General features: G+C 70.1%; 21 protein-coding genes, 1 other RNA gene and 1 pseudogene. 18 read left to right on the top strand and 5 right to left on the bottom strand.

Going from position 1 to position 24289, the window contains the following annotated elements; translation table 11 throughout:
* Positions 1–225 precede the first annotated feature (225 nt).
* From ABZU76_RS44075 to ffs, 3 genes are all read left to right on the top strand, one after another.
* Positions 226–2700: a nitrate- and nitrite sensing domain-containing protein gene (locus ABZU76_RS44075; protein ID WP_354882075.1), complete on the top strand. Its 2475-nt coding sequence runs from the start codon at positions 226–228 to the stop codon at positions 2698–2700.
* A complete protein-coding gene (locus ABZU76_RS44070; protein ID WP_354882072.1) occupies positions 2697–3125 on the top strand; it encodes a roadblock/LC7 domain-containing protein in 429 nt (142 codons plus the stop codon). The genes ABZU76_RS44075 and ABZU76_RS44070 overlap by 4 nt, the downstream gene beginning before the upstream one ends.
* A 28-nt stretch (positions 3126–3153) precedes the next feature.
* Positions 3154–3248, top strand: an RNA gene (gene ffs, locus ABZU76_RS44065) — signal recognition particle sRNA small type.
* 26 nt (positions 3249–3274) lie between these two features.
* Here the strand turns inward: ffs and ABZU76_RS44060 are convergent.
* A complete protein-coding gene (locus ABZU76_RS44060; protein WP_354882069.1) occupies positions 3275–4141 on the bottom strand; it encodes a fused MFS/spermidine synthase in 867 nt (288 codons plus the stop codon).
* A 124-nt stretch (positions 4142–4265) separates the two neighbouring features.
* Between ABZU76_RS44060 and ABZU76_RS44055 the strand changes: the two genes are divergently transcribed.
* Entirely contained in the window at positions 4266–5858 is a 1593-nt protein-coding gene (locus tag ABZU76_RS44055; protein WP_354882066.1) for an ALF repeat-containing protein, read from the top strand.
* Between the two features lie 45 nt (positions 5859–5903).
* Positions 5904–8045: a DNA polymerase III subunit gamma and tau gene (locus tag ABZU76_RS44050; RefSeq protein WP_354882063.1), complete on the top strand. Its 2142-nt coding sequence runs from the start codon at positions 5904–5906 to the stop codon at positions 8043–8045.
* Between the two features lie 122 nt (positions 8046–8167).
* Here ABZU76_RS44050 and ABZU76_RS44045 read toward each other — a convergent pair.
* Together ABZU76_RS44045 and ABZU76_RS44040 are read right to left on the bottom strand one after the other, a co-directional pair.
* Positions 8168–8260, bottom strand: a pseudogene (locus ABZU76_RS44045) (IS5/IS1182 family transposase); the annotation flags it as partial.
* Positions 8261–8408: 148 nt separating this feature from the next.
* Positions 8409–9269, bottom strand: a complete 861-nt coding sequence (locus ABZU76_RS44040) for an N-acetylmuramoyl-L-alanine amidase (protein ID WP_354882097.1) — start codon at positions 9267–9269, stop codon at positions 8409–8411.
* Between the two features lie 96 nt (positions 9270–9365).
* Here ABZU76_RS44040 and ABZU76_RS44035 point away from each other — a divergent pair, with 96 nt between their 5' ends.
* Both ABZU76_RS44035 and recR read left to right on the top strand, forming a co-directional pair.
* Positions 9366–9728, top strand: a complete 363-nt coding sequence (locus tag ABZU76_RS44035; protein WP_220244933.1) for a YbaB/EbfC family nucleoid-associated protein — start codon at positions 9366–9368, stop codon at positions 9726–9728.
* Between the two features lie 3 nt (positions 9729–9731).
* Entirely contained in the window at positions 9732–10328 is a 597-nt protein-coding gene (gene recR, locus ABZU76_RS44030) for a recombination mediator RecR (protein WP_220244932.1), read from the top strand.
* A 16-nt stretch (positions 10329–10344) separates the two neighbouring features.
* On the opposite strand, the gene ABZU76_RS44025 is transcribed toward recR, so the two are convergent.
* Positions 10345–11454: a UDP-N-acetylglucosamine 2-epimerase gene (locus ABZU76_RS44025; protein WP_354882058.1), complete on the bottom strand. Its 1110-nt coding sequence runs from the start codon at positions 11452–11454 to the stop codon at positions 10345–10347.
* A 73-nt stretch (positions 11455–11527) separates the two neighbouring features.
* Here ABZU76_RS44025 and ABZU76_RS44020 point away from each other — a divergent pair, with 73 nt between their 5' ends.
* The 11 genes from ABZU76_RS44020 (at position 11528) to ABZU76_RS43970 (ending at position 23724) form a co-directional block, all read left to right on the top strand.
* Entirely contained in the window at positions 11528–12553 is a 1026-nt protein-coding gene (locus tag ABZU76_RS44020) for a glycosyltransferase family 2 protein (RefSeq protein WP_354882056.1), read from the top strand.
* Entirely contained in the window at positions 12550–13857 is a 1308-nt protein-coding gene (locus ABZU76_RS44015; protein ID WP_354882053.1) for a hypothetical protein, read from the top strand. Before ABZU76_RS44020 ends, ABZU76_RS44015 begins: the two co-directional genes overlap by 4 nt.
* 73 nt (positions 13858–13930) lie before the next feature.
* Complete coding sequence (locus ABZU76_RS44010; protein ID WP_354882050.1) at positions 13931–15895, top strand: DUF6541 family protein; 1965 nt, start codon at positions 13931–13933, stop codon at positions 15893–15895.
* An 18-nt stretch (positions 15896–15913) separates the two neighbouring features.
* Entirely contained in the window at positions 15914–16660 is a 747-nt protein-coding gene (locus ABZU76_RS44005) for a glycosyltransferase family 2 protein (protein WP_354882047.1), read from the top strand.
* 9 nt (positions 16661–16669) lie between these two features.
* On the top strand, positions 16670–17107 hold the full coding sequence (locus ABZU76_RS44000; protein WP_354882045.1) for a DUF2304 domain-containing protein: 438 nt from the start codon (positions 16670–16672) through the stop codon (positions 17105–17107).
* A 44-nt stretch (positions 17108–17151) separates the two neighbouring features.
* Positions 17152–17631 (top strand): uridine kinase, encoded by a 480-nt coding sequence (locus tag ABZU76_RS43995; RefSeq protein ID WP_354882042.1) that lies wholly within the window; start codon positions 17152–17154, stop codon positions 17629–17631.
* A 280-nt stretch (positions 17632–17911) separates the two neighbouring features.
* Positions 17912–19582, top strand: coding sequence for an ABC transporter substrate-binding protein (locus ABZU76_RS43990; protein WP_220244926.1), 1671 nt, complete (start codon positions 17912–17914; stop codon positions 19580–19582).
* Between the two features lie 91 nt (positions 19583–19673).
* The gene (locus ABZU76_RS43985; RefSeq protein WP_354882039.1) at positions 19674–20675 is read left to right on the top strand and encodes an ABC transporter permease; all 1002 of its coding nucleotides are present in this window, start codon (positions 19674–19676) and stop codon (positions 20673–20675) included.
* Positions 20672–21607: an ABC transporter permease gene (locus tag ABZU76_RS43980; protein WP_354882036.1), complete on the top strand. Its 936-nt coding sequence runs from the start codon at positions 20672–20674 to the stop codon at positions 21605–21607. Before ABZU76_RS43985 ends, ABZU76_RS43980 begins: the two co-directional genes overlap by 4 nt.
* A 3-nt stretch (positions 21608–21610) precedes the next feature.
* The gene (locus ABZU76_RS43975) at positions 21611–22606 is read left to right on the top strand and encodes an ABC transporter ATP-binding protein (RefSeq protein WP_220244923.1); all 996 of its coding nucleotides are present in this window, start codon (positions 21611–21613) and stop codon (positions 22604–22606) included.
* Positions 22603–23724 (top strand): ABC transporter ATP-binding protein, encoded by a 1122-nt coding sequence (locus ABZU76_RS43970; RefSeq protein ID WP_354882033.1) that lies wholly within the window; start codon positions 22603–22605, stop codon positions 23722–23724. The genes ABZU76_RS43975 and ABZU76_RS43970 overlap by 4 nt, the downstream gene beginning before the upstream one ends.
* Before the next feature lie 51 nt (positions 23725–23775).
* Here the strand turns inward: ABZU76_RS43970 and ABZU76_RS43965 are convergent, their stop codons facing one another.
* Complete coding sequence (locus ABZU76_RS43965; RefSeq protein WP_354882030.1) at positions 23776–24198, bottom strand: nuclear transport factor 2 family protein; 423 nt, start codon at positions 24196–24198, stop codon at positions 23776–23778.
* Between the last annotated feature and the right edge of the window lie 91 nt (positions 24199–24289).

Below are 24289 nucleotides of genomic sequence, written 5' to 3'. Positions count from 1 at the left end.
GGACACGCGGTCTTGAAGCGTTGTCGGGATCTTGTGCCAGTCGCTAAGCTCTCGCGCGGAAGAGCCAGGGGCCGGCCACCCTTGTCCGTTACGGTACGGGTCTCACTGTGCGTGTCGGGTTCCATGCATGGTCCTCCTTCGCGGTGTCATCCGTTCGGTCTTGCTCCTTTGTGTACAGAAGTCCGCCCGCGGTGCCGTGAGCGGAGGAACGGGAAGGTGACGCTGATGCGCCACGGCAGGACCCGGCCCCGGTGGGCCGGTGCGCGGGCGCTGTCGAGACTCGGCATCCGCGGCAAGCTCAACCTGTTGCTCCTGCCGCCGCTGGCCGCCGTGCTGCTGGTCTCCGTGCCGTTCGTGGTCAAGCAGACCGGCAGCGTCGCCTCGGCCGACGACACCGTGCGGGCCGCGTGGAACACCCAGGAGCTCAGCGGGCTCGTCTGGCAGGTGCAGCGCGAGGGCGTGCTCGCCGCCGCCTTCGTGGCGTCGCCCTCGACGGCCGACACCGATCTCGTGCGCCAGCAGCAGACCGTCGACGCGACTGTCGGCCAGGTCCGCACCGCGCTCGGTGCCAACGCACCGGTCGAGCTGAAGACGGCGCTCACACGCGTCGGCTCCCTGGGCGACGAGCGGCAGAACACCTTGCACCGCAGCATTTCCGCCGAACGCATCGCCCGCACGTACGACACCGTGGTGAGCGCCCTGATCGACGCGCTGCAGCTCGTGCCGCGCACGGCCGCCGACGCCGAGGGCGCCCGTCAGCTCTCCGCGCTGGAAGCGCTCCTGCGTGCCGACGAAGAAGAGTCGCTGCGCGTCACCGCTCTGGTCATAGCGGCACAGTCACGGTCGGCTGGACAGTCCCTCCTGGACGAAGCGACCCAGCGTGCCCAGGTGCACGCCGACCGCTTCACACAGCTGGCCGGCCACGACCAGGCCGCACTCCTGGCCGACGTCGACTCCGGCGAGGCCGCCCACCGCGTCGACCAGCTCGCCGCGCAGCTGCCCGAACCGGACGATCAGGCCGAGCCCTACGTGCACGACGTCGTGGCGGCCGGCCAGCAGCAGGCCGCCGAACGCCACACCGCGCAGGACCGCGTGACGGCCGAGATCAACGCCGCGGCGGGTGACCGCGCGGCCGCCGCGACCCGGCTGGCCTGGCTGGTCGGCGGCGGCGCGGCCGTCCTCTTCGGACTCGTCGCGTTCCTCGCGCTGGCCGTGAGCCGCTCGATCGCCGACCCGCTGCGCCGCCTCACCTCGGCTGCCACCTCCGTCGCCGACCTGGCCGACGCCGAGCTCGTGCGCGTCGGCGACACCGAGGCCGACGACGACCAGGCACCCCGCCTGGCGACCATCGACGTCGCTTCCGACGACGAGCTCGGCGAGCTCGCCACCGCGTTCAACCGGGTCCAGACCACCGCCGCCGCGCTGGTCGAGCGCCAGACGCTGACGCGGCGCAACACGAGCCTGATGTTCGCGAACGTCGCGAAGCGCACACAGAACCTCGTCGGCCGCCAGCTCGCGCTCGTCGACGAGCTCGAACGCCACGAGCAGGATTCGCGCGCCCTCGCGGGGCTGTTCCGGCTCGACCACCTGTCCGCGCGCCTGCGCCGCACGGCCGACAACCTGCTCGTCATCTCCGGCACCCACGACGAGAACCCGATCGCCGGCCCGATCCAGCTGTCCACGGCCGTGCGCGCGGCGCTGGCGGAGATCGAGGACTTCCCCCGCGTGCGGCTGGGCGAGCTGCCCGACGTGCAGCTCACGTCTTCGCTCGGCGCCGACCTCGTCCGGCTTTTCGCGGAGCTGCTGGAGAACGCGACTTCGTTCTCCGCGCCGACCACGAGCGTCGAAGTCGAGACGGAGTTCCTGGAGTCCGGCGACCTCGTCGTGGCGATCGTCGACCACGGCATCGGCATGGCCGCGGAAACGCTGGCGCAGGAGAACCGGCGCCTGCTGGAGCGCGAACGCCTCGAGCTCGCGCCGACGAGCGTGCTCGGCCTGTTCGTCGCCGGCCGGCTCGCGCGGCGCCATTCCCTGGGGGTCGAACTCACCTCGACGCCCGACACGGGTGGGGTCACCGCGCGCGTCACGGTGCCCGCCGGGCAGTTCGACCGCATGGACGCGCCGGTCGAGGACAAGCCGGTGGAATCTGCGCCGGCGGCCGAAGCCGCGGGGCTGTTCGACGCGGGTCGTGCGCCCGAACCGCTGCCGGCGCCCGCGATCGCGGTCCTGGAGACGGCGTCGCTCGGCTTCACCTGGTTCCGCGACCCGGAACCCGAGCCCGAGTGGCCCGACACCGAACCCGACCAGCCGCCCGCGCCCGATTTCACCCTCGACGGCGACGACCTCGCCACCTCGTTGTCCGCCGACCCGCCCGTACCGGCGCAGCAGACGGTGGAAACCGCCGTCGCCCGCGCGAAGGAGCTGGCGGCGAAACTGGAACGCACGAAGTCCGCCGTGCACGGCCTCACCACGCAGCAGTTCGCGCCGCTGGACCAGGAGCTGACCCGCCGCGTCCCCGGCGCTCAGCTGGCCCCCGGCCTCAAGGCGCAGCAGACCATCCGCACCCCGCTTCGCGCCATCCGACGCGGTCTGCGTGACCCGGCCGCGGAACGGGCAGTCTTCGATTCGTACTCCGACGGCGTGGCCAAGGCAGACGCGTCGCGAGCCATCGCCACCGCCAACGCAGGAGGAGAGACATGACGATCCCGGACGTCAGCGCCGAAGCCCAGAACTTCAACTGGCTGGTCAACCGCTTCGCACTCCACACCGCGGGCGCGATCGCCGCCCTCGCGGTGTCGTCCGACGGCCTGCTCATCGCCCTGTCCCAGGAACTCGAACGCGCCAACGCCGATCGTCTCGCCGCCATCTCGTCCGCCATGCTCGGCCTCGCCCAGGGCGTCGCCGACAGCCACCCGCTGGGCTCTCCGGACAAGGTGATCGTCGAGCTCGAGCGCGGTTACCTGCTGGTCTGCACCATCAGCGTCGGCTGTTCGCTCGGGGTGCTGGCCAACAAACAGGCCAGCCTGGGCACGATCGCGTACGAGATGGCGATGTTCGCCAACCGCGCCACCGAGGTCCTGACCCCGGCGCTCATCGAGGAGCTCAAACAAGTGGTCGGCAGCTAGGCGCCGGTTCGTCTCCGCTACACTGGACAACGGACCCCGCGCGGCGTCCACCCTGTGAACCTCCCCAGGGCCGGAAGGCAGCAAGGATAAGCAGGCTCTGACGGGTGCGCGGGGTCCCCTTTATTTTCTGGGTCAGGTTTTCAGGGCCTTCAGAACAGCCCGAGCACGTCCTCCGGCGGCACCGGCGAGGCGACCGGCTCGGCGTCCCGCACCGGCAGCGCCTTCCCCCGCAGCTTCCGCAGCTCATCGCCGGAAACGCAGCGCGCCGGGTATGCCGAAGAAGCCGCCTTGCGCGTCAGGACGTCCACCGCCAGTTCGGCGCGCGAAGCCGCCACCACGACGTTGCCGAAGCGCCGCCCGCGCAGCACCCCGGGCTCGGCCAGCAGCACGACGTGGGAGAACACCTCACCGACCGTCGCCAGGAACCGCCGTGCGAACGCGAGCCCGGGCCCGTCGGTGATGTTCGCGAGCATCGCGCCGCCGTCGCGCAGCACGCGCGCCACGTCGGTCACGAACTCCACCGTCGCCAGGCCGCCCGCGAACGACGCCCGCTCGAACGCGTCCACCACCACGAGGTCCGCCGACGCGTCGTGCCGGGACGCCACGCCCTCGCGCCCGCCCTCGATCCGCACCTTCAACCGCGGCACGCTGCGCAGGTCGAGCTGTTCGCGCACCAGCTCGATCAACGGTCCGTCCGCGTCGAACACCAGCTGCCGCGACCCCGTCCGCGTCGCCGCGATGTAGCGGGCGAGGGTGCAGCCGGCGCCGCCCACGTGCAGCGCGTCGAGCGGCCCTTCGGGCAGGCAGTCGACGACGTCGCCGAGCCGCCGGACGTAGTCGAACTCCAGATTCGTCGGGTCGTCGAGGTCGACGTAGGACTGCGCGACGCCGTCGACCGAGATGAGCCACGCGTGGGGCCGATCCGCGTCGGCGAGCAGCTCGGCCGTGCCGAACCGCACCGGGTACTTCCCCGGCCGCGGCCCGCCCTTGTCGCGGCTGCGGGCAGAACGGCTCACGGCGTTCCTCTCTTCGGACGAGTCTGTCCGAGCGTACTTGTGGCAGTTTCGGGCAGACCTGAAACGCCTTCGCGTCCACGCCGATAAGGGGTCGGAAGATCCTTTACCGATGTGGGGGAAGCCGTTGAACGGGACAAGACTGCTCGTCGCCGGGGCTGTGCTGGCGCTCGGGCTGGGGGTCGCCACGCCGGCGAGCGCCGACGTACTCAGTGACCGTGCGCAGGCTGTAGCGCTGTACGAGACCGGCGGCCCGACGATGACGAGCGAGGCCCGCAAGGCCCTGCTCGGCACCGCCGACGAGCTTCACGCGTTCCTGGCCACGGGCCGGCAGAACGCGCAGGACAACGATGAGCGGCTGCTCGTCGACCAGGCGATGGCCGCGGGCGGGCCGATCGTGAAGCGGGACGCGCAGAAGGCACTCGACGGCACACCCGACGACATCCGCGCGTTCCTGGCCACCGGTCTGCAGGTTTCGCGTGAGATCGACGAGGACCTGCTGGTCAACCAGGCCATGTCCGCGGGTGGCCCCGGCGTGAAGCGGGCGGCGCAGATCGCGCTCGACGGTACCCCGGCCGACCGGCACGAGTTCCTGCAGACCGGCCTCGCCCAGGCCCAGGCCGACGACGACCGGGTGCGCGCCACGCAGGTCATGTCCGCCGGCGGGCCCGAAGTCCACGCGGCCGGGCAGCAGGCGCTGAACGGCACGATCGAGGACGTCCGTTACTTCCTGAACGTTTGGAGCGGGGTTGCCGCGGCCGGCGACACCGAGATCACGGCCGTGACGCACCAGCGCGACCTCGCGCGCAAGGCCGCGGACTTCCACTTCAAGGCCCAGGCACAGGCGGCGGCCGATTCGGCGGCGAAGCTCGCGAGCGACGCGCGCAAGGCCAACGCCGACCGGCTGAACAAGCAGCTCGTCGCCGGTCAGGCTGCCGGGCAGAAGGCGGCTGCCGAGGCCGCGAAGGCCGAGGCCGACGCCGAGGCGAAGGCCGATGACGCGGCGAAGCTCGCGGCCGAGAAAGACCGGCAGCTCGCCGAGGCCGTCGCGCCGGGCACGGACCCCGTGCTCGCTCTCACCGACGGCCGCTCCGCCGCGCTGTATCTACTGCGCAACGCCGGCGCTGCTGTCCGCACCGCGGCCCGCGCGGCGCTGAGCGGCACGGACGAGAACCTGACCGCGTTCGTCCGCACCGGCCTCGACACCGCGCAGGAGACTGACGACCGCGCGGCCGTCACGGCCATCGCCAACGGTGACGGGAAGCCCGCGCTGAAGCAGGCGGCGGCCGACGCGCTGGCCGGGACCTGGGCTCAGGTCAAGGAGTTCCTGCGCACCAAGCAGTACCCGGGCAAGGAGAACGACGAGCGCCTCGCCGTGGACCAGATCATGGCCGCCGGCGGCCCCGCCACGAAGGAGTGGGCGCAGCAGGCGCTCGACGGCACGCCCGCGGATATCACGGCGTTCCTCGAGAAGGGGCAGTACACCGCCAAGCAGATCGACGACCGCATCTTCGTCGGCCGCGCGATGTCCGCGCCCGGTGCCGACGAGGTCAACGCCGTCGCGCAGGGTGCGCTCGACGGCCCGGACGCGGCGCTCGCAGCCTTCCTCGCGAACGAGGTGCCCCGCGCGCAGCAGCGTGACGCGACGACCGCCGCGCACGTTGCCGCGGTGAACGCGCTGGTCGCGGACGCGGCGAAGGCGGCCGCCTCGGTGCGCTGACCTGGCCCGGCGAAGGTTGTCGGTCGGTGCCGGTACTCTCGCGGAGTGGCTCTCGCGCTGTACCGCAAGTACCGTCCGGCGACCTTCGCCGAGGTCGTCGGCCAGGAGCATGTGACCGAACCGCTGCGGACCGCTCTGGCGGCGGGCCGCATCAACCACGCCTACCTCTTCTCCGGCCCGCGCGGCTGCGGCAAGACGTCGAGTGCGCGGATCATGGCGCGGTCGCTCAACTGCGTCGAAGGCCCGACGCCGGACCCGTGCGGCAAGTGCAACTCGTGCCGCGCGCTGGCGCCCGAGGGGCCGGGCAGCGTCGACGTCACGGAGCTCGACGCCGCCAGCCACGGTGGTGTCGACGACGCCCGCGAGCTGCGGGACAAGGCGTTCTACGCGCCCGCCGAATCGCGCTACCGCGTGTTCATCATCGACGAGGCGCACATGGTCACCACGCAGGGCTTCAACGCCCTGCTGAAGATCGTGGAAGAGCCGCCCGAGCACCTGATCTTCATCTTCGCGACGACCGAGCCGGAGAAGGTCCTCACCACCATCCGCTCACGCACGCACCACTACCCGTTCCGCCTGATCCCGCCGAGCTCGATGCGCGCGTTGCTGGAGCGCAACGTCGCGGCCGAGGGCGCGCAGGTCGAGCCCGCCGTGTACCCGCTGGTGATCCGCGCGGGCGGCGGCTCGGCGCGGGACACGCAGTCGGTGCTCGACCAGCTGCTGGCCGGCGCGGGGCCCGAGGGCGTCACGTACCCGCGCGCGGTGTCGCTGCTCGGTGTCACCGACGTCGCGCTGATCGACGACATGGTCGACGCGCTGTCGGCCGAAGACGCGGCCACGGTTTTCAGCACGGTCGAGAAGCTCGCCGACGCCGGCCACGACCCGCGCCGCTTCGCCACCGACCTGCTCGACCGCCTGCGCGACCTCGTGCTGATGCGCTCGGTGCCCGAGGCCGGTGAGCGCGGTCTGGTGTCCGCGCCCGCCGAGGAGCTCGGGCGGATGAGCGCGCAGTCCGAACGCATCGGTCTCGGTACGCTGTCGCGCTACGCCGACATCGTCCACAATGGACTTCTCGAGATGCGCGGTGCGACGTCGCCGCGGCTCGTGCTCGAACTGCTGTGCGCGCGGATGCTGCTGCCTTCGGTCACGGAGGCGGAAAATGCTTTGCTGGCACGGATCGAGCGGCTCGAACGCCGTGCCGTCGTCGTCGCCGGTGGTGGTGAGGCGGGTGTCGAGCCGCAGCTGCGTTCGGCTCCCGCGGCGGAGCCCCAGTTCCAGCGCCCTTCGCAGCGTCCGGCTTCCGCGGCGCCTGCCGCCGCTCCGGCTGCCGAGCCGCCTGTTCGGGGTCAGGCTCCTGCGGCTGCTCCGTCCCGGCCTGCCGCGCCGGCTCCGGCTCCGGTGCGTCCGGCGGAAGAGCCCGCCGCGGCCGCCGCCGCACCCGCGGCCCCGACTCCGTCCGACGACGGCTGGGGCACCCCGCGGACGCCGGGCGGCACCCCCGCGGCTGCGGCGGAACCGGCTCCCGAACCGTCAGCCCCCGCCGCACCGGCCGCGTCCGAAGGTGGCTTCGACGCCGCCGCGATCCGCAACATCTGGCCGCAGCTGCTGGCCGCGCTGCGCAAGCTGGCCGGCGGCCGCAGTCTCGAAGCGATGCTCACGCAGGCGACCGTCGTCGACGTCGAGGGCACGAGCGTCACGCTCACGCACAAGTCCGAGCCCCTCGCCAAGCGCTTGTCCGACCAGGACAACGCGCGCAAGATCGCGGGTGCCCTGTCCGACGTGCTCGGTGGCGACTGGCAGGTCCGCTGCGTCCACGGCGCCGCCGCGGCCGCAGCGCCGTCCCGCGCCGCCGCCCCTCAGCGCCAGCAGGCCCCGGCCTCGCCGGAGCGTTCGTTCACGCGCCCATCAGCCGCTCCGTCCGCCCCCGCCGCCGCGGCGCCCGCACCGCAGCAGCAACAGGCCGCGCCCGAGCCCTCGCGCGCCCCGGAACCCCCGGCGCGCCCGAAGGTCGCCACCGCCGAGCCGGACATCCCGCTCCCGCCCGAACCCTCGGACGAGGACGACGACATCTACTCGGAGGACTCGAGCCCGGTCCCGCCGCCGCCCCCGCCGCCCGCGGACGAGGACCCGGACGAGATCGCCCGCAAGCTCATCTCCGATCACCTGGGTGCGCGCCCGCTCGACTAGAACCAGAATTTGAAAGCTGGGAAGTCGAGCTCTACTGACGACTGCGGCTGAGCTGCGAAGCCAAACGATGCTGGTACCCAGATGTCGGCCGTAACCGCCTGCAACTGCTTGCCGTCGTGACACCGCCCGGCAGTGACCACGGCGGCTAGCGAGAGGCCCTTGCCGTCCGCCGCGTGGTGGACCTTGGTCGTCAGCCCGCCGCGCGACCGGCCGATCCCGTGACCTGCAGGTTCGTTGTGGACAGCCGCACGCCTACGTTTCTTGTGATTCGCTCCCACTGCGCATCGGACAACACAGCGGTACGAGTCACCCCGCGAGCCGCGCCTCATTCAACGGTTTGGAGACACGCCAGACCCCGGCGCGTCAGGCGAGGTAGGCCTCGATCGCCTCGGCGATGGCGGCCGCGTACTTCGCGCGCCCGGCAGCCGACGACATCAGCGTGGCCTCCGCGGAGTTGCGCATGTTGCCGCACTCGACGAGCACCGTCGGGCGGGTCGAGAGGTTCAGCCCGCCGAGGTCGGAGCGGGCGGACAGTCCCGCACCGCCGATGTAGGTGGACATGGTGAAGCCGTCGGCGCGAAGCCCGTCGCGCAGGGCGTGGGCGAGCCGCGTCGACGGAGCGCCCTGGGCCGCGTTCAGTGGCGGCGACGAGTACGCGACGTGGAACCCGTGCGCGCCCGCGGAGGTAGAGCCGTCGGCATGGATGGAGACGACCGCGTCGGCACCGGCGGAGTTGCCGATTTCCGCCCGGCGGTCGACGCACGGGCCCACGCCGGTGTCGTTCGTGCGCGTGTAGACGACCTTGATCCCCTTGGCCGCCAACGCGTTCCCGACTTCCTGCGCCACCGCGAAGTTGAACGCGTGCTCGGAGTACCCCGCGTTGGTGGCCGTGCCGGTCGTGTTGCACGGCTTCATCTCGCCGCGTCCGGCCGGGACGCTGCGGTTGATGTCCTTCGGGTGCGACGCGTTGCCGCCGTTGTGGCCGGGGTCCAGCACCACGACCTTGCCCGTCACCGCCGGCACGGCGGGCTTGGCCGGAGACGAGGACGTCGACGGCACTGGCGGCGGTGAAGCCACCGAAGACGACGACACGACAGCCGGTGAAGAGGTGGTTACCGGGGTGACCGCGGGCGCCGCGGCCGGCGTCCCGCCACCACCGGAACACGCCGTGAGCAGCACCAGGCCGGCCACCAGCGGGAGAGGGTTCACGCGCACGGCGACCACCGTGCCACAGGCGTGCGCGTGGCGCCTGGGCAGGCGGCGCGGCGACGCGGCTACGCTGGGGAGGAACACCCAGTGGCGGAAGGATCGAGAGCGATCATGGTGCAACCCGGCGGCGGCGGCTTCGATCTGTCGCAGATCATGCAGCAGGCGCAGCAGATGCAGCAGCAGCTCGTGCAGGCGCAGGAGGAGCTCGCGAACACCGAGGTCACGGGCACCGCGGGCGGCGGCCTGGTCACCGCGACGGTGTCCGGCGACAGCCAGCTCAAGAACCTCGTGATCGACCCCAAGGTGGTCGACCCGGACGACGTCGAGACCCTGGCCGACCTCGTGGTCGCCGCGGTGCGCGACGCGTCGGCCAACGCGCAGAAGCTCACCGAGCAGAAGCTCGGCCCCCTGGCCGGCGGCCTCGGCGGCGGTGGCGGGATGCCGGACCTCGGCAGCCTCGGGTTCGGCGGCTGACCCTTGTACGAGGGTGTGGTCCAGGACCTGATCGACGAGCTCGGGCGGCTGCCCGGGGTCGGGCCGAAGAGCGCCCAGCGCATCGCTTTCCACCTCCTGGCAACGGATCCCGCCGACATCGGGCGGCTGCAGGACGTGCTCGGCAAGGTCAAGGAAGGCGTGCAGTTCTGCGAGATCTGCGGCAACGTCTCCGAGCAGCAGACCTGCCGCATCTGCCGGGACGAGCGCCGCGACCTCACGGTGATCTGCGTGGTCGAGGAGCCGAAAGACGTCCTGGCCGTGGAGCGCACGCGCGAGTTCAAGGGCCGCTACCACGTCCTGGGCGGGGCGCTCGACCCGTTGTCGGGCATCGGGCCGGAACAGCTGCGCATGCGTGAGCTGCTCAAGCGCATCGGTGCGGCGGACATCAGCGAGATCATCATCGCCACGGACCCCAACACCGAGGGCGAGGCCACGGCCACGTACCTGGTCCGCATGCTGCGCGACTTCCCAGGCCTGTCCGTCACGCGGCTGGCTTCGGGCCTGCCGATGGGCGGCGACCTGGAGTTCGCCGACGAGCTGACCCTCGGCCGTGCGTTGTCCGGCCGGCGGGCTCTGTAGTAACTGTTGCTGTGGTTCAGCAGTAGCCGAGCTGCGCCAGCGTGTCGACGATGATGTCGGACGGGTGGTACTTGTCCATCCAGGACTCACCGCGGCGGTTCTGGTACGTGTCCAGGAAGTTCTGCAGCTTGTCGCCGCGCATCTCCGTCAGCACCACGGTTTCGCCCAAGTGCTGCGGGGTTTCCGTGCGCTCGCGGTGTACCGCGCAGGGCAGGCCAAGGTAATAGCACTCGGCCGAGAGGCCTCCGGAGTCGGTTACGACGTACTCGGCGCGCGCCACCAGCGGCAGGAACTTCAGGTAACGCATCTTGGGCTGCGCGATGAACTTGTCGTCGAACAGGTTGTCCAGGCCCAGCGAGCGGATCTTCTCCCGCTCCGGCGCGCCCGCCATGTACAGGATCGGCATCTTGCGGCTCTGCTCGCGCAGGATCTCCAGCGCCTCGCGGTACTTGTCCGCGCGCGAGACGAGCTCGAAGCGGTGCAGCGTGGCCAGGCCGAACTTCTCCGGCAGGTTCGGCACGTCCAGCGGTTGGTTGATGGCCAGGCGCATCGCGTCGATCGCGGTGTTGGCCTCGGTGTCGACGACGACGCCGCGCGCGTGGCGCAGGTTGTTCACCTCACGCGCGCTCGGCGCGAAGTGTATGTCCACGATCTTCGCCGCGATCTTGCGGTTCAGCTCTTCCGGCAGCGGCGACAGGATGCTGCCCGACCGCGCGCCCGCCTCGACGTGCCCGACCCGCGACTTGAGGATGCGCTTGCCGATCAGCGAACCGTACGGCGTGGTGAACGTGTCGCCGTGCACCAGCACGAGCGGCGGCCGCCCGTCCTCGTTCAGCGCGGCGCGCAGCTCGGCGCGGCGGCTCCACGCGGTGCGCAGCACCTGCGCGGCCCAGCCCGGCACCTGCGCCGGCGACTCCAGGTTGTGGGCCTTGTCCTCCGGCACGAGCCAGACGTCGGGCTCGGGCAGCTTGAGGTCCGACAGCACGTCGGCGACCTCGTCCACGTGCTGCGCGGTGAACCAGATCTTCGGCCTCATGCCGCGTTCGGCGATCCCGTGGTAGACCGGCGCGATCTTGATCAGTTCCGCGGTGGTGCCGAGAATGAAGGAAATCACCGTAAGGCCCATTTCTGGTCGGTTTGCGGTGCCCCGAAGGATACTGGGCACGTCCGGCCCCGGGGCACAGGGTAGCCTCGGCCCGGTGAGTGCGAACCCGCTCCTCCCCTCGCTCAGCGTCGTGATTCCGGTCTACAACGAGCAGGACTGGATCGAACGCAGCGTCGGCGCGCTGGTCACGGCCGCCGAGGCCGCGGGCTGGCCGGCGGAGATCGTCGTGGTCGACGACGGAAGCACCGACGGAACCCCGGAGAAGCTGGCCGCACTCCAGCGGCGCCACGGCATCACCGTGCTGGCGCAGCCCAACAGCGGGCGCTTCGAAGCCCGTCGAGCGGGGCTCGCCAAGGCTTCGGGCCAGCAGGTCCTGCTGGTCGACAGCCGCGTGATCGTCGACGAGACCTCACTCGTGTTCCTGCGCGACCAGCTCGTGGCGCACCCCGAGCGCACGGTCTGGAACGGCCACATCAACGTCGACTCCGACCACAATCCCTACGCGGGCTTCCTCGCCGGCATGGTGAAGATTCCGTGGCGGCGCTACTGCGCGAATCCGCGACTGATGTCGTTCGGGATCGACGAATTCGACGTGTTCCCCAAGGGCACGGGATTCTTTTCCGCCCCGCGCGAAGTTCTGGAGAACGCGAGCGCCGCATTCGAATCGCTGTTCGACGATTCCCGCTTCGCGAGCGACGACACCGGCGTGCTCCGCTGGATCGCCGAGCGCAACCGCATCTTCCTCGCGCCGGACTTCTCCGCGACCTACCACGGGCGCGACTCCTTCAAGAAGTTCACCGCGCAGTCGTACTTCCGCGGCACCACGTTCGTGGACTCCTACCTCGCCTCGCCCGGCCCGGCCCGCAACGGCCTGTTCGCCGCCTTCGCCGTCGGGCTCCTCGGCCTGGGGCTGGCCGCGCGCCGCCCGAAGACAGCCGTCGCGCTGGCCGCCGCCGGTTCCGCCGCCGCGGGCGCGGCTGTGACTCGCTTCGGCGCGACGAAGTCCGAAGCGCGCGCCGTCGCGCTGCTCGCCCCGGTCTTCGGCGCCGGCTTCGGCGCCGGTGCCGTCCGCGGTCTGGTCCTGGCCCTGCGCTCCCGCCGCGGCCGGTCCTCCCGGTGAGCACTCCGAGTACGCCGGTGACCGACGAGGGACAGCGCGAACTGGCGAAGGAAACCGGAAGGTCGGCGGGGAAGATCGGCATCTCTCTGCTGGTCGCCATCGCGCTGGGCTACATCTTCACCTTCGCTGCCACCATCTTTCTGGGCCCGGTCAACAACGCGGTCTTCGCGTCGTTCTGGGGCATCCTGATGGGACTCGGCGGCGCGCTGTCGCCGCTGGAGCAGGAACTTTCCCGCCAGTCCGCGGTCGCCTCGGTCGAAGGGGCGCGCGTGGGCAGGTCCGCCCTGCGGGCGCTCGCGGTCGGCATGGTCGCGGTGGCGGTGGTCGCCGCGGCGACGCTGGCGGTGCCGGTGCTCAAAGACCGCCTCTACGGCGGCCACGTCGAGCTGGGCGTCATCACGTTGTTCGGCGGCATTGCCTTCGCGTGCCAGTTCGCCACCCGTGGCCTGCTGGTCGGCGGTAACTCCATCAAGCACTACTCGCGTCTCGTGGTCGCCGAGGCCGCGGTTCGCGCGGTGCTCATGGGGCTCGTCGTGCTCGCCGGGATCTCCGGCATCACGACCTTCGCGATCGCCGCGGCCGCCGGATCGTTCGCCTGGCTGCTTTTCGTGCGCCCGGCGCGGCGGCTGGTGGACCTGGAGACCGACGGCGAGGGCTGGCGGCCCGTCACCTCTCGAATCCTCCTGCTCCTGCTCAGCGCGGGCCTCACAGCCAGCGTGATCACCGGTTACCCGGCGCTGGTCAACCTGCTGGCGCCCGGCGGCGACGCCGTGAAGGTGGGCGTGCTGTTCGCCGCGCTGCAGGTGTCCCGGGTACCGCTCCTGCTGCTGTCCCCGCTGCAGGCGCTCGCCGTGCCGACGGTGGTCCGCCTCTCCGGCACCACCGACGGCATGCAACGGCTCCGCCGCTTGATCGCGCTCGGCGCGCTCGGCGCGATCGGAGTGGGTGTCCTCGGCGCGGTGATCGGGTGGCTGATCGGCCCTTGGGTGGTCCAGTTGCTGTTCCGGTCGCAGTTCCAGGGTGCGCAGGGGTGGTGGATCGCGGGCATGGTCTGGGGCGCCGTGCTGCTCACCGCGTTGCAGTTGATGACCGCGGTCCTCGTCGCCAGGACGCAGGCGAACAAGGTGCTCGTCACCTGGGCCGTGGTCGCCGTTTCGACGGCGTTGGTGCTCCTGTTGCTGCCGGGTGACACGATTCTGCGGGCCGTGGTCGGGCTGGCCGTCGGGCCGACCGTGGGTCTCGTGGTCGCGGCGGCGTTCGTTTTGCGGCGACCGGGCAACGTGCAGGGCACCCCGGGCGTCTGAGTACTGTGCAGGCGAGCTCAGGCCGACGGCGAAGTCGGTGTGAAGAGCCGGTAAGGGTTGGACAGCGAATCCGATGAACGTAGTACTGATCTTGCTCGCCTTCTGGGTGCCGGGGCTGGTGTTCGGCACGGCCATCGGGCTGCGCGGCTGGACGCTCGCCGCGGCGGGGCCGCTGCTGACGTTCGGCATCGTCGCGCTCGGCGTGCCGGTGCTGGGTGACCTCGGCATCCGCTGGAACCTGCTCGACGTGGCACTGTGGACGGTGGTGCTCGCCCTCGTCGGCTTCGCGATCGGCTTCGGCGTCCGCCGCTTCACCGCGCGCCGCCACCCGGAGCGCGAGGCCGAGGAGAAGCCGGCGCGCTCGGTGCGCGACCACGTGCTGATCGGGCTCGGCGTGTTCGTCGGCATGGCCGTCGGCACGGTCACGTTCCTGCGCGGCAGCAACGGCATCGACCGCGTGCAGCAGGGCTGGGACGCGCCGTTCCACGCGAACCTGGTGCGCTGGATCGCCGAGCACGGCGACGCGCGGCCGTCCACTGTGGGCACGATCGCCAACCTGCCCAACCAGACCGACTACTTCTACCCCGACACCTACCACGCGCTGCTCGCCCTTGTGTTCGACAAGGCCGGGCTCACGATGATGCCCACGCTGAACCTCGCGGTGCTCGCCGTGATCCTCAGCGTGCCGCTCGGCGTCGCCGCCATGTGCCGGGCCTGGAACATGCCGCCGCTGGGCATCGCGGCCGCCGCGGCCGTGACGACGTGGTTCACCGCTTTCCCGTACGACTCGCTGTGGCGCGGTCCGTTGTGGCCGTACGTGGCAGGCGTCGCGATGATCCCCGCGATGCTGGCCATCGCCAAGCTGCTGCTCAAGCCGATGGGCATCGCCGGTCCCGTCGCGATCGGCGTCGGTGTGGCCGGGCTCACGGGGCTGCACACGAGCATCGTGTTCGTGATCGCCGTCTACTTCATCCTCATCCTGCTCGCGGTGCTGTTCCGCTGGGAGAAGATCGACTGGCGCCGGTCCGGCCCGTCGCTCATCGCGACCGTGGTGCTCGCCGCGGTGCTGGGCGTGCCGCTCGTGCTGCCTTCGCTCTACAACGCCGGCGGTGTGACCAGCGCCACATGGGCCTCGGAAGCCACGGTGAGCGGCGGTCTGGGCGAGACCATCACGTTCTCCCCGATGGCCGCCTTCCCGCAGTGGTGGATCGGCATCCCCGCCATCATCGGCATCTTCCTGATGGTGCGTCACCGCCGGATGATGTGGATGGTCGGCGCGTACGTCGTGTTCGGTGGCCTGTTCGCGGCCACCGTCTCGCTCGAGACGCCCCTGATCCACACCATCACCGGCATCTTCTACAACGACCACTGGCGCATCGCGGCCCTCGTGCCGCTCGCGGGCAGCGTCGCGTTCGGCGAGTTCACCCACACGGTTTCGGGCTGGTTCGCCCGCAAGGTCGGCTCGCGCGTGAAACTGCAGCCGGCCACGCTCGGCCTGATCGGCGCGGTCCTCATCGCCTTCGTCGTGGGCGGCCTGAGCCGCGGTGGCTACATCGGACGCAACACCGCCCGCCTGGAGATCAACTACAGCGACGGTCCCACCGTCTCGAAGGCCGAGGAAGCCGCCTACCAGTGGCTGGGCGAGCACACCGCGCCGGGCGAGCGCGTGATGAACGACAAGGCCGACGGTTCCGTGTGGATGTACGCCCTGGCCGGGGTCACCCCGGTGGAGTGGACCTTCTACGGCGCCGAGCCGGACACCGAGGCCGGTTACCTGTCCGTGTGGCTGGACGACATCGACAAGTACCCGCAGGTGCGCAAGGACCTCACCGACCTGCACGTGCGCTACGTCATCGTGGGCAAGGGCAAGGCGACGCCCGACGCCGAGCAGTCCGTCGGGGTCGCCGACATCGTCGCCGGTCCGGACTTCCACGAGGTGTTCCGCAACGACGGGGCCACGATCTACCAGATCGAAGGCCAGCAGGGCGTCGTCGCCGCGGGTGCCTCTCCCGGGTCCGCCGCCCCTCACGGTCAGTGAGAAGTTAGAGTGATCTCCGTGTCCACCACCTCCGTGAGCACCCGACGTGTTCTGATCGTGATGCCCGCCCTCAACGAGCAGGCCAGCGTCGGCTCCGTCATCAGCCAGGTCAAGTCGTCCCTGCCGGGGATGGACATCCTCGTCGTCGACGACGGCTCGGTGGACACCACGGCGCAGCTCGCGCGTGCCGCGGGTGCCGAAGTCGCCCGCCTCGCCGTGAACCTCGGCGTCGGCGGCGCGATGCGCACCGGCTTCCGCTACGCCGCCGCACGTGGCTACGACGTCGTGGTGCAGGTGGACGCCGACGGCCAGCACGACCCCGAAGAGGTCGGCGCACTGCTCGCGGCTCTCGACGAGGGCGCCGACATCGCGATCGGCTCGCGCTTCGCCGGCAAGGGCGCCTACCGCGCCGTCGGCCCGCGCAAGTACGCGATGGTCGCGCTCTCGCTCGTCTTCTCGCGCCTGGCCGGGCGGAAGATCACCGACGTCACGTCGGGCTTCAAGGCCATGGGGCCGCGCGCGATCCGGATGTTCGCGAACTACTACCCGGCCGAGTACCTCGGCGACACCGTCGAATCGCTCGTGATGGCGATCCGGGGCAAGCTCACGATCGCCGAGGTGCCGGTCGTGATGCGTGAGCGTGTCGCCGGCACGCCCAGCCACTCGCCGGTGAAATCGGCTGTGTACCTCTCCCGCGCCGGGCTCGCGCTGCTGCTGGCGCTCGTCCGCCGCCGTCCGTCCGTCGATTCGTCCGACGCAGCGTAAGGGGAATTCATGGCCGGCTGGCGCGTACTGAGCATCGTCGTCGCGTGCCTGGTGCTGTTCGTCGTCCTCGAGATGATGCGGCGCCGGAAGCTTCGGGAGAAGTACGCGGGCGTGTGGCTCGTGGTCGCCGTGGGTGTCGTGGTGCTGGCGGTGATCCCTCAGGCTGCCGAGTTCCTGGCGAAGATCACAGGGGTCCAGACCCCGTCGAACTTCGTGTTCCTCCTGGCCGGCGTCGTCCTGGCTCTCGTCGCGCTGCACCTGTCCACCGAGGTCGGGCACCTGGAGGAAGAGGTCCGGACCTCTGTCGAGGAGACGGCGCTGCTGCGCTGCGAGCTCGAGGACACCAAGCGGGAGCTCGAAGCCCGCATCGCGGCGCTGGAGGTCAAGACAGCCACGCCCGACGACGTGAAGGGCCTGCCCGAAGTGAGCGCCGCACGCGTTCGCTGATCTCCGCACTGTTCGCCGCCCCGCCTCGGCTGGGCGGCGTTCGTGTGCTCGCGATCGACGGGCCTTCCGGGGCCGGCAAGTCGACGCTCGCCGAGGCCGTGGTTGCCGAGCTGGGGTCGCGGGCCGCGCTCGTCAGCACCGACGCGTTCGCGACCTGGGACAACCCCGTGGCGTGGTGGCCACAGCTCGAGCGTGGCGTGCTGGAGCCGCTTTCAGCCGGGCGCGCCGGCGAGTACCGGCGGGTGGACTGGACCTCCGGGGAACCACGGCCGGGTGAACTCGTGACCGTTGGGGTGCCTGGGGTTCTGGTGCTGGAGGGCGTGTCGAGTGGCCGCCGTTCGATGCGTCCGAGGTTGTCGCACCTGTGCTGGATCGAGGGCGGCACTGCGGCGGAACGGCTGGAACGCGCCGTGGCCCGTGACGGTGAAGCGTCGCGCGCCCACCTGCGTCGCTGGCAGTTGTTCGAACAAGGTTGGTTCGCCGTCGACGGCACACCCGAATCGGCACAAACCAGACTGCCTTGATCGTCACCGCGCGTCCGAAACGACCCGAAAACCGCCTTCAGTACTAGGCCATTAGAGTGGCCATAGTGCCACTCTACGTACCAATGCGACAAAATTCGTCACGTTGCGTACACAATTCTCGACACATTGCGGTGAGTTTGGCCCTTACGTAGCGCGATCGTAACCTCACGTGCTTAAGTGCAAGCCGAGTTCCCGCTAGTGTCGGCGACCACACCGATCGTCCGAGTTGTTCCTGACCGACCGGACGGTTCTTGACCGAACATCTCCCAAGGGGTGCCAGATGCAGCAATTGCGCCTGACCCGAACACGTCGTGCGGCCCTGATCGGGTTCGCCGGGGTGCTCGCGGTCTCGCTCACCGCGTGCGCGGAGTCGAAGCGCGACGAGGCCGGAGGTGGTGGCACCGGCGGCACGATGGTCTTCGGCGACACCGGCAACCCGAAGATGTTCGACCCGGCGTTCAACGACGACGGCGAGACGTTCCGGATCACCCGGCAGATGCTGGACACGCTGATCCAGAACAAGCAGGGCACCGCCGAGCTGGAGCCCTCGCTCGCCACGAAGTGGGAGCCGAGCAACGACGGCAAGACCTGGACCTTCACCCTCAAACAGGGCGTGAAGTTCAGCGACGGCACCGCCTTCGACGCCAGCGCGGTCTGCTACAACTTCGACCGCTGGTACAACATGAAGGGCGCCGCCGCCCAGAGCCAGATGATCTACTACGGCGACGTCTTCGAGGGCTTCGCCCACAACGAAGGCGACGCGAGCGGCGACCCCGTCTACAAGAGCTGCGAGGCGAAGGACCCGTCGACCGCGGTCATCAACCTGAACAAGGCCAAGGGTGCGTTCCCCGCCGCGTTCACGCTGCCCTCGTTCGCGATGCAGAGCCCGACCGCGCTGAAGCAGTACGACGCGGACAAGGTCACGCAGTCCGGTGACTCCTTCACCTACAGCGACTACGCCTACAAGCACGTGACCGGCACCGGCCCGTTCAAGTTCGACAGCTGGGACCAGGGCAAGGGCGAGATCACGCTGGTGCGCAACGACTCCAGCACCGAGCCGGCGAAGCTCGACAAGCTCGTCTTCAAGGTCATCCCCGACGAGAACGCCCGCAAGCAGGCCCTGAAGGCCGGCGACATCCAGGGCTACGACTTCCCGGCCCCTCAGGACTACGGGTTGCTGCGGAACGAGGGTGAGCAGGTCCTCATCCGCCCGTCGTTCAACGTGCTGTACCTGGGTATCAACCAGTCCGGCAACCCGAAGCTCAAGGACCCGCGCGTGCGCCAGGCGCTGGCCTACGGCATCAACCGCGAGCAGTTCGTGAAGTCGAAGCTGGCCGAGGGTTCCGAGGTCGCCACCGAGTTCGTGCCGAAGGCCATCTCGGGCTACACCGACGACGTCACCAAGTACCCGTACGACCCGGCGAAGGCCAAGCAGCTGCTCGCCGAGGCTGGCGCCAGCAACCTGACGCTGAAGTTCTACTACCCGACCGAGGTCACCCGGCCCTACATGCCGAACCCGGCCGACACGTTCACCTCGATCTCCGAGGACCTGAAGAACATCGGCATCACCATCCAGCCGGTGGCCGAGCCGTGGAACGGCGGTTACAAGGACGACGTGCAGAAGTTCGGCAAGCAGGACCTGCACCTGCTCGGCTGGACCGGTGACTACAACGACGCCGGCAACTTCGTGGGCACGTTCTTCGGCCGCGAGAAGAAGGAGTTCGGGTTCAACAACCCCGAGCTGTTCAACGCCCTCGCGCAGGCGGACGGTTCGCCGGCCGGTGACGCGCACGCCAAGGCGTACCAGAACGTGAACAAGATGATCATGGACTACCTGCCCGCCATCCCGATCGCCTACCCGACGCCGGCGATCGTGGTCGGACCCAAGATCAAGGGTGTGGTGGCCAGCCCGCTCACCGACGAACGCTTCAACAACGTCACGATCGGCTGACGTGCTCCGCTGAGCAGCCGGGCTGGGGGGTAGGCGCTACCGCGCCTGCCCCCTTTGCCCACGTTCCCGGGCTGTACACAAAGGACTACAAGTGCTCCGTTTCCTAGTGCGTCGGGTGCTACAAGCGATTCCGACGCTCCTCATCCTGTCCATCCTGGTCTTCGCGTGGTTGCGTTCCCTGCCAGGCGGCCCTGCGGCCGCGCTCCTTGGTGACAAGGCGACGCCGGAGAAGATCGCCAGCCTCAACCACGTGCTCGGCCTGGACCAGCCGATCATCCTGCAGTACTTCAAGTTCCTCGGCCGCGCCCTCACCGGGGACTTCGGCAACTCGCTCGTCTCGGCCCAGCCGGTGATGGGCGAGATCGGCACGTTCCTCCCCGCGACCATCGAGCTCGGGCTTTCCGCGATGATCATCGCGATCGTCCTCGGCGTGCCCTTCGGTTACATCGCCGCCCGCTTCCGCGGTGGCGTCCCCGACAACATCATCATCGTGCTGACGCTGGTCGGCGTCGCGGTGCCGGTGTTCTTCCTCGGCTACGCGATGCAGGACCTGCTGGCCGCGCCGCTCGGGCTGCCGTCGCAGGGCCGGCAGGCTCCCGGCATCGACGCCACGAGCATCACCAACTTCGCCATCCTCGACGGCATCATGACGAGCGAGTGGGACGCCGTCTGGGACGCGATCAAGCACCTGATCCTGCCGGCGTTCGCGCTGGCGACCATCCCGCTCGCGGTGATCACCCGCATCACGCGCGCGTCGGTGCTCGACGTGTTCAACGAAGACTTCCTCCGCACGGCCAACTCCAAAGGCCTGACGCAGTCGGTGATCCGGCGCCGCCACGTGCTGCGCAACGCATTGCTGCCGGTGGTCACGACCATCGGCCTGCAGACCGGTGCGCTGCTCGGCGGCGCGGTGCTGACCGAGCGGGTCTTCAACTTCCGCGGCCTCGGCTTCCTGCTGGCCGAGGGCATCGAACGGCGTGACTACCCCCGGCTGCAGGCGCTGCTGCTGTTCGGGGCTCTGGTGTACGTGCTGGTGAACATGCTGGTCGACATCTCGTACGGGATCATCGACCCGAGGGTGCGTGTGCGATGAACACTTTGCTTGCCAAGAAGAAAGAGCCGATCGACAAGCTCGCCAAGGCGTCGGCGAGTGGGCGGAGCCTCGGGGCCGAAGCGTTCCGGCGCATGCTCCGCAGCCCCGTCGCCATCACCGGTGGCGTGATCACGCTGCTGTTCCTGCTGCTGGCCATCTTCGCGCCGCTGCTCGCGCCGAAGGACCCGCAGATCCGTTACCTGCAGGACCAGGTCGAGCTCGGCAAGGGCATCATCCCCGGCCCGAGCCCGGGCTTCCCGCTCGGTGTCGACGACTTCGGCCGCGACTTCCTGTCCCGGCTCCTCGTCGGTGCGCAGCAGACGCTGATCGTCGGCGTGCTCGCCACCGTGATCGGAGTGCTGATCGGGGTGCTCATCGGCGGTCTCGCGGGTGCGTTCGGCGGCTGGGTCGACACCGTCCTCATGCGACTGGTCGACGTGCTGCTGTCGTTCCCGTCGCTGCTGCTGGCGATCTCGATCGCGGCGCTGTTCGCGAAGCCGAGCCAGTGGACGGTGATCCTGGCCGTGTCGATCATCGGCGTGCCGATCTTCGCGCGGCTGCTGCGCGGTTCCATGCTGGCGCAACGGGAAGCCGACCACGTGCTGGCCGCGACGTCGCTCGGCGTCAAACGCGGCACGATCGTCTTCCGCCACATGCTGCCCAACTCGTTGGGCCCCGTGATCGTGCAGGCCACGCTCACGCTGGCCACTGCGATCCTGGAGGCCGCGGCGCTGTCGTTCCTCGGTCTGGGCGACCCGGACCCGACGCGTGCGGAGTGGGGGCTGATGCTGGGCAACGCCTCGCGCCAGTTCCTCGACATCCGCCCGGAGCTCGCGTACTACCCGGCAATCGCGATCATCGTGGTGGCGCTCGGGTTCACGCTGCTCGGCGAGTCCCTGCGTGAAGCCCTCGACCCGAAGAACCGGCGGTAACCCATGGCACTCCTCGAAGTCCGCGACCTCACGGTCGTGTTCCAGCGCCGCGGTGAGAAGCCGTTCACCGCGGTCGACGGCGTCAGCTTCGACGTCGAACCCGGCCAGACGGTGGGGCTCGTAGGCGAGTCCGGCTGCGGCAAGTCCGTGACGTCGCTGGCGATCATGCGGTTGCTGGCCAGGCGCGGCAACAAGGTCAGCGGTTCGGTGTCGTTCGAGGGCACCGACCTGCTGAAGATCTCCGACCGCGACATGCGCGACCGGCGTGGGCGCGACCTGGGCATGGTGTTCCAGGACCCGCTGTCCTCGCTCAACCCCGTGATCCCGATCGGGCTGCAGATCACCGAGGTGCTCGAACGCCACCGCGGGATGTCGCGCAGCAAGGCGAAAGTCGAGGCGGCGGACCTGCTCGACAAGGTCGGCATCCCCGACCCGACGCGGCGGCTTTCCGAGTACCCGCACCAGCTTTCGGGCGGGATGCGCCAGCGCGCGCTCATCGCGATCGCGCTCGCGTGCCGGCCGCGGCTGCTCATCGCCGACGAGCCGACGACCGCGCTCGACGTGACCATTCAGGCGCAGATCCTCGCGCTGCTGCGGGAACTCGTGCAGGACACCGGCACCGCGCTGATCATGATCACGCACGACCTCGGTGTCGTCGCCGGCCTCTGCGACGAGGTCAACGTGCTCTACGGCGGCAAAATCGTGGAGCGCGCCGAGCGCCACGCGCTGTTCGCCGAGCCGAGGCACCCGTACACCCACGGGCTGCTGGCCTCGATCCCGCGCCTCGACGTGGGCCGGGGCGAGAAGCTCGTGCCGATCCCCGGCTCCGTGTCCGACAACATCCCGTGGGACGGCGGGTGCGCTTTCGCGCCGCGCTGCCCCCACGCGCTGGAGGTCTGCCAGGAGCGTTCGCCGCAGCTCGTGCCCGATCGCAACGGCCTGCTGCGCTGCCACAACCCGGTGAAGCCCGCCGTGGCCACCGCAGGAGGGATCCGATGACCGACGTGCTCGACGAGCCGCAGGACGACGTCCTGCTGGAGGTCACCGACCTCAAGGTGCACTTCCCGATCAAGCGCGGCATCGTGGTCGACCGCACCGTCGGGCACGTGTACGCGGTGGACGGGGTCGACCTGTCGATCCGCCGCGGCGAGACCTACGGGCTGGTCGGCGAGTCCGGCTGCGGCAAGTCCACTTTGGGCCGCGCGATCTTGCGGCTCAACGAGCCGACGGCCGGCAAGGTCGTGTTCGACGGCACGGACGTCGCCCAGCTCAAGGGCGAGAAGCTGCGCAAGGCGCGCCGACGTATGCAGATGATCTTCCAGGACCCGATGTCCAGTTTGGACCCTCGGCAGCCGGTGGAGTCCATCCTGCTCGAAGGCATGCGCGCGCACGGGCTGGCCAAGGACAAGGCGGCCACGGACCAGCGGCTGCGTGAGCTGCTGGGCGCGGTCGGCCTGCCCGAGACGGCGCTGCGCAAGTACCCGCACGAGTTCTCGGGCGGGCAGCGCCAGCGCATCGGCATCGCGCGGGCGCTGGCCGTGGAGCCGGACCTGATCGTGGCCGACGAGCCGGTTTCCGCGCTCGACGTGTCGGTGCAGGCGCAGGTCGTGAACCTGCTGGAGGACCTGCAGAACGAGCTGGGCCTGACGTATGTGGTGATCGCCCACGACCTCGCGGTCGTCCGGCACATCTCCGACCGCATCGGCGTGATGTACCTGGGCGCGCTGGTGGAGGAGACCACCTCGGCGGAGCTGTACGAGAACCCGCTGCACCCGTACACGCGAGCGCTGCTTTCGGCGATTCCCGTGCCGGACCCGCTCGTGGAGGACACCCGCGAGCAGATCCTGCTCGCGGGCGACCTGCCTTCGCCGGCGAACCCGCCGACCGGCTGCCGTTTCCACACACGCTGCCCGTGGCGGCAGCCGAGCCTGTGCGACACCGACCGGCCGCAGCTGCGCGAGATCGGCGCCGGGCACCGCGTGGCCTGCCACTACGCCGAGGAAATCCGCGACGGCCGCATCCAGCCGCACGACGTGGAGCCCGAACTGGTGGAGCTCACCGGGGTGCTCAACCCGGACGCGGCGCCGGACATCGGCTCGGTCACCGAAATCCTGTAATCGCCGGGCGTGAAGGGCACCTCGATCTCCTCGAGGTGCCCTTCACCGCGTTTACGGCTGCAGATCGATGGCCGCCCGGAACGAACCGTCCATGTGGAACGGCGTCGAGCTGTGCTCGTGCACGATCCGCCACGCGCCGTCGACGCGACGGAAGGCCAGCGTCGAGCGGAACCACAGCGTGAACGGTTCGCTCATCCCCGCCGGCACGGCCGACATCTTCGCCAGCGCCGTGGTGAGGGCCAGGTCGCCGGACTCGGTCACTTCGACCTCGGTGTACTCGTAGGTCACCGGGCTGTCGAACGTGCCGAACCACTTCGTGAGGAATTCCGCGGACGCGCCGGTGGTGCGCAGCGGCGGCGCCAGGTCGAACTTCACGGCACCCTCGGCGTAGCCCGCCACCAGGCGCGCGGGGTCCTTGGCGTACATGGCGGCGGTGCGCTCGGCCAGCAGGTCGCGGATCTCGTTCTCGGACATTTTGTGCTCTCCTTGGGTTCTTCGGGTTTCACGGGGGACGTCGAAGCCGTCGGCGTGGCTTCGACATCCGGGTGAAGACGATTTCGAGGAG

The sequence above is a fragment of the Amycolatopsis sp. NPDC005232 genome, from assembly GCF_040607795.1.
In the GTDB taxonomy this organism is placed as follows: domain Bacteria; phylum Actinomycetota; class Actinomycetes; order Mycobacteriales; family Pseudonocardiaceae; genus Amycolatopsis.
Note: the sequence above shows the minus strand (reverse complement) of the source record. Positions and strands in the feature narration are given on the sequence as shown.

What these genes read in the sequence shown, in the direction of transcription:
- ABZU76_RS44075 (WP_354882075.1), top strand. Translation starts at nt 226, where the DNA reads ATGCGCCACGGCAGGACCCGGCCCCGGTGGGCCGGTGCGCGGGCGCTG.
- ABZU76_RS44070 (WP_354882072.1), top strand. Translation starts at nt 2,697, where the DNA reads ATGACGATCCCGGACGTCAGCGCCGAAGCCCAGAACTTCAACTGGCTG.
- ABZU76_RS44035 (WP_220244933.1), top strand. Translation starts at nt 9,366, where the DNA reads ATGGTGCAACCCGGCGGCGGCGGCTTCGATCTGTCGCAGATCATGCAG.
- ABZU76_RS44025 (WP_354882058.1), bottom strand. Translation starts at nt 11,454, where the DNA reads ATGGGCCTTACGGTGATTTCCTTCATTCTCGGCACCACCGCGGAACTG.
- ABZU76_RS44010 (WP_354882050.1), top strand. Translation starts at nt 13,931, where the DNA reads ATGAACGTAGTACTGATCTTGCTCGCCTTCTGGGTGCCGGGGCTGGTG.
- ABZU76_RS44000 (WP_354882045.1), top strand. Translation starts at nt 16,670, where the DNA reads ATGGCCGGCTGGCGCGTACTGAGCATCGTCGTCGCGTGCCTGGTGCTG.
- ABZU76_RS43990 (WP_220244926.1), top strand. Translation starts at nt 17,912, where the DNA reads ATGCAGCAATTGCGCCTGACCCGAACACGTCGTGCGGCCCTGATCGGG.
- ABZU76_RS43980 (WP_354882036.1), top strand. Translation starts at nt 20,672, where the DNA reads ATGAACACTTTGCTTGCCAAGAAGAAAGAGCCGATCGACAAGCTCGCC.
- ABZU76_RS43975 (WP_220244923.1), top strand. Translation starts at nt 21,611, where the DNA reads ATGGCACTCCTCGAAGTCCGCGACCTCACGGTCGTGTTCCAGCGCCGC.
- ABZU76_RS43970 (WP_354882033.1), top strand. Translation starts at nt 22,603, where the DNA reads ATGACCGACGTGCTCGACGAGCCGCAGGACGACGTCCTGCTGGAGGTC.
- ABZU76_RS43965 (WP_354882030.1), bottom strand. Translation starts at nt 24,198, where the DNA reads ATGTCCGAGAACGAGATCCGCGACCTGCTGGCCGAGCGCACCGCCGCC.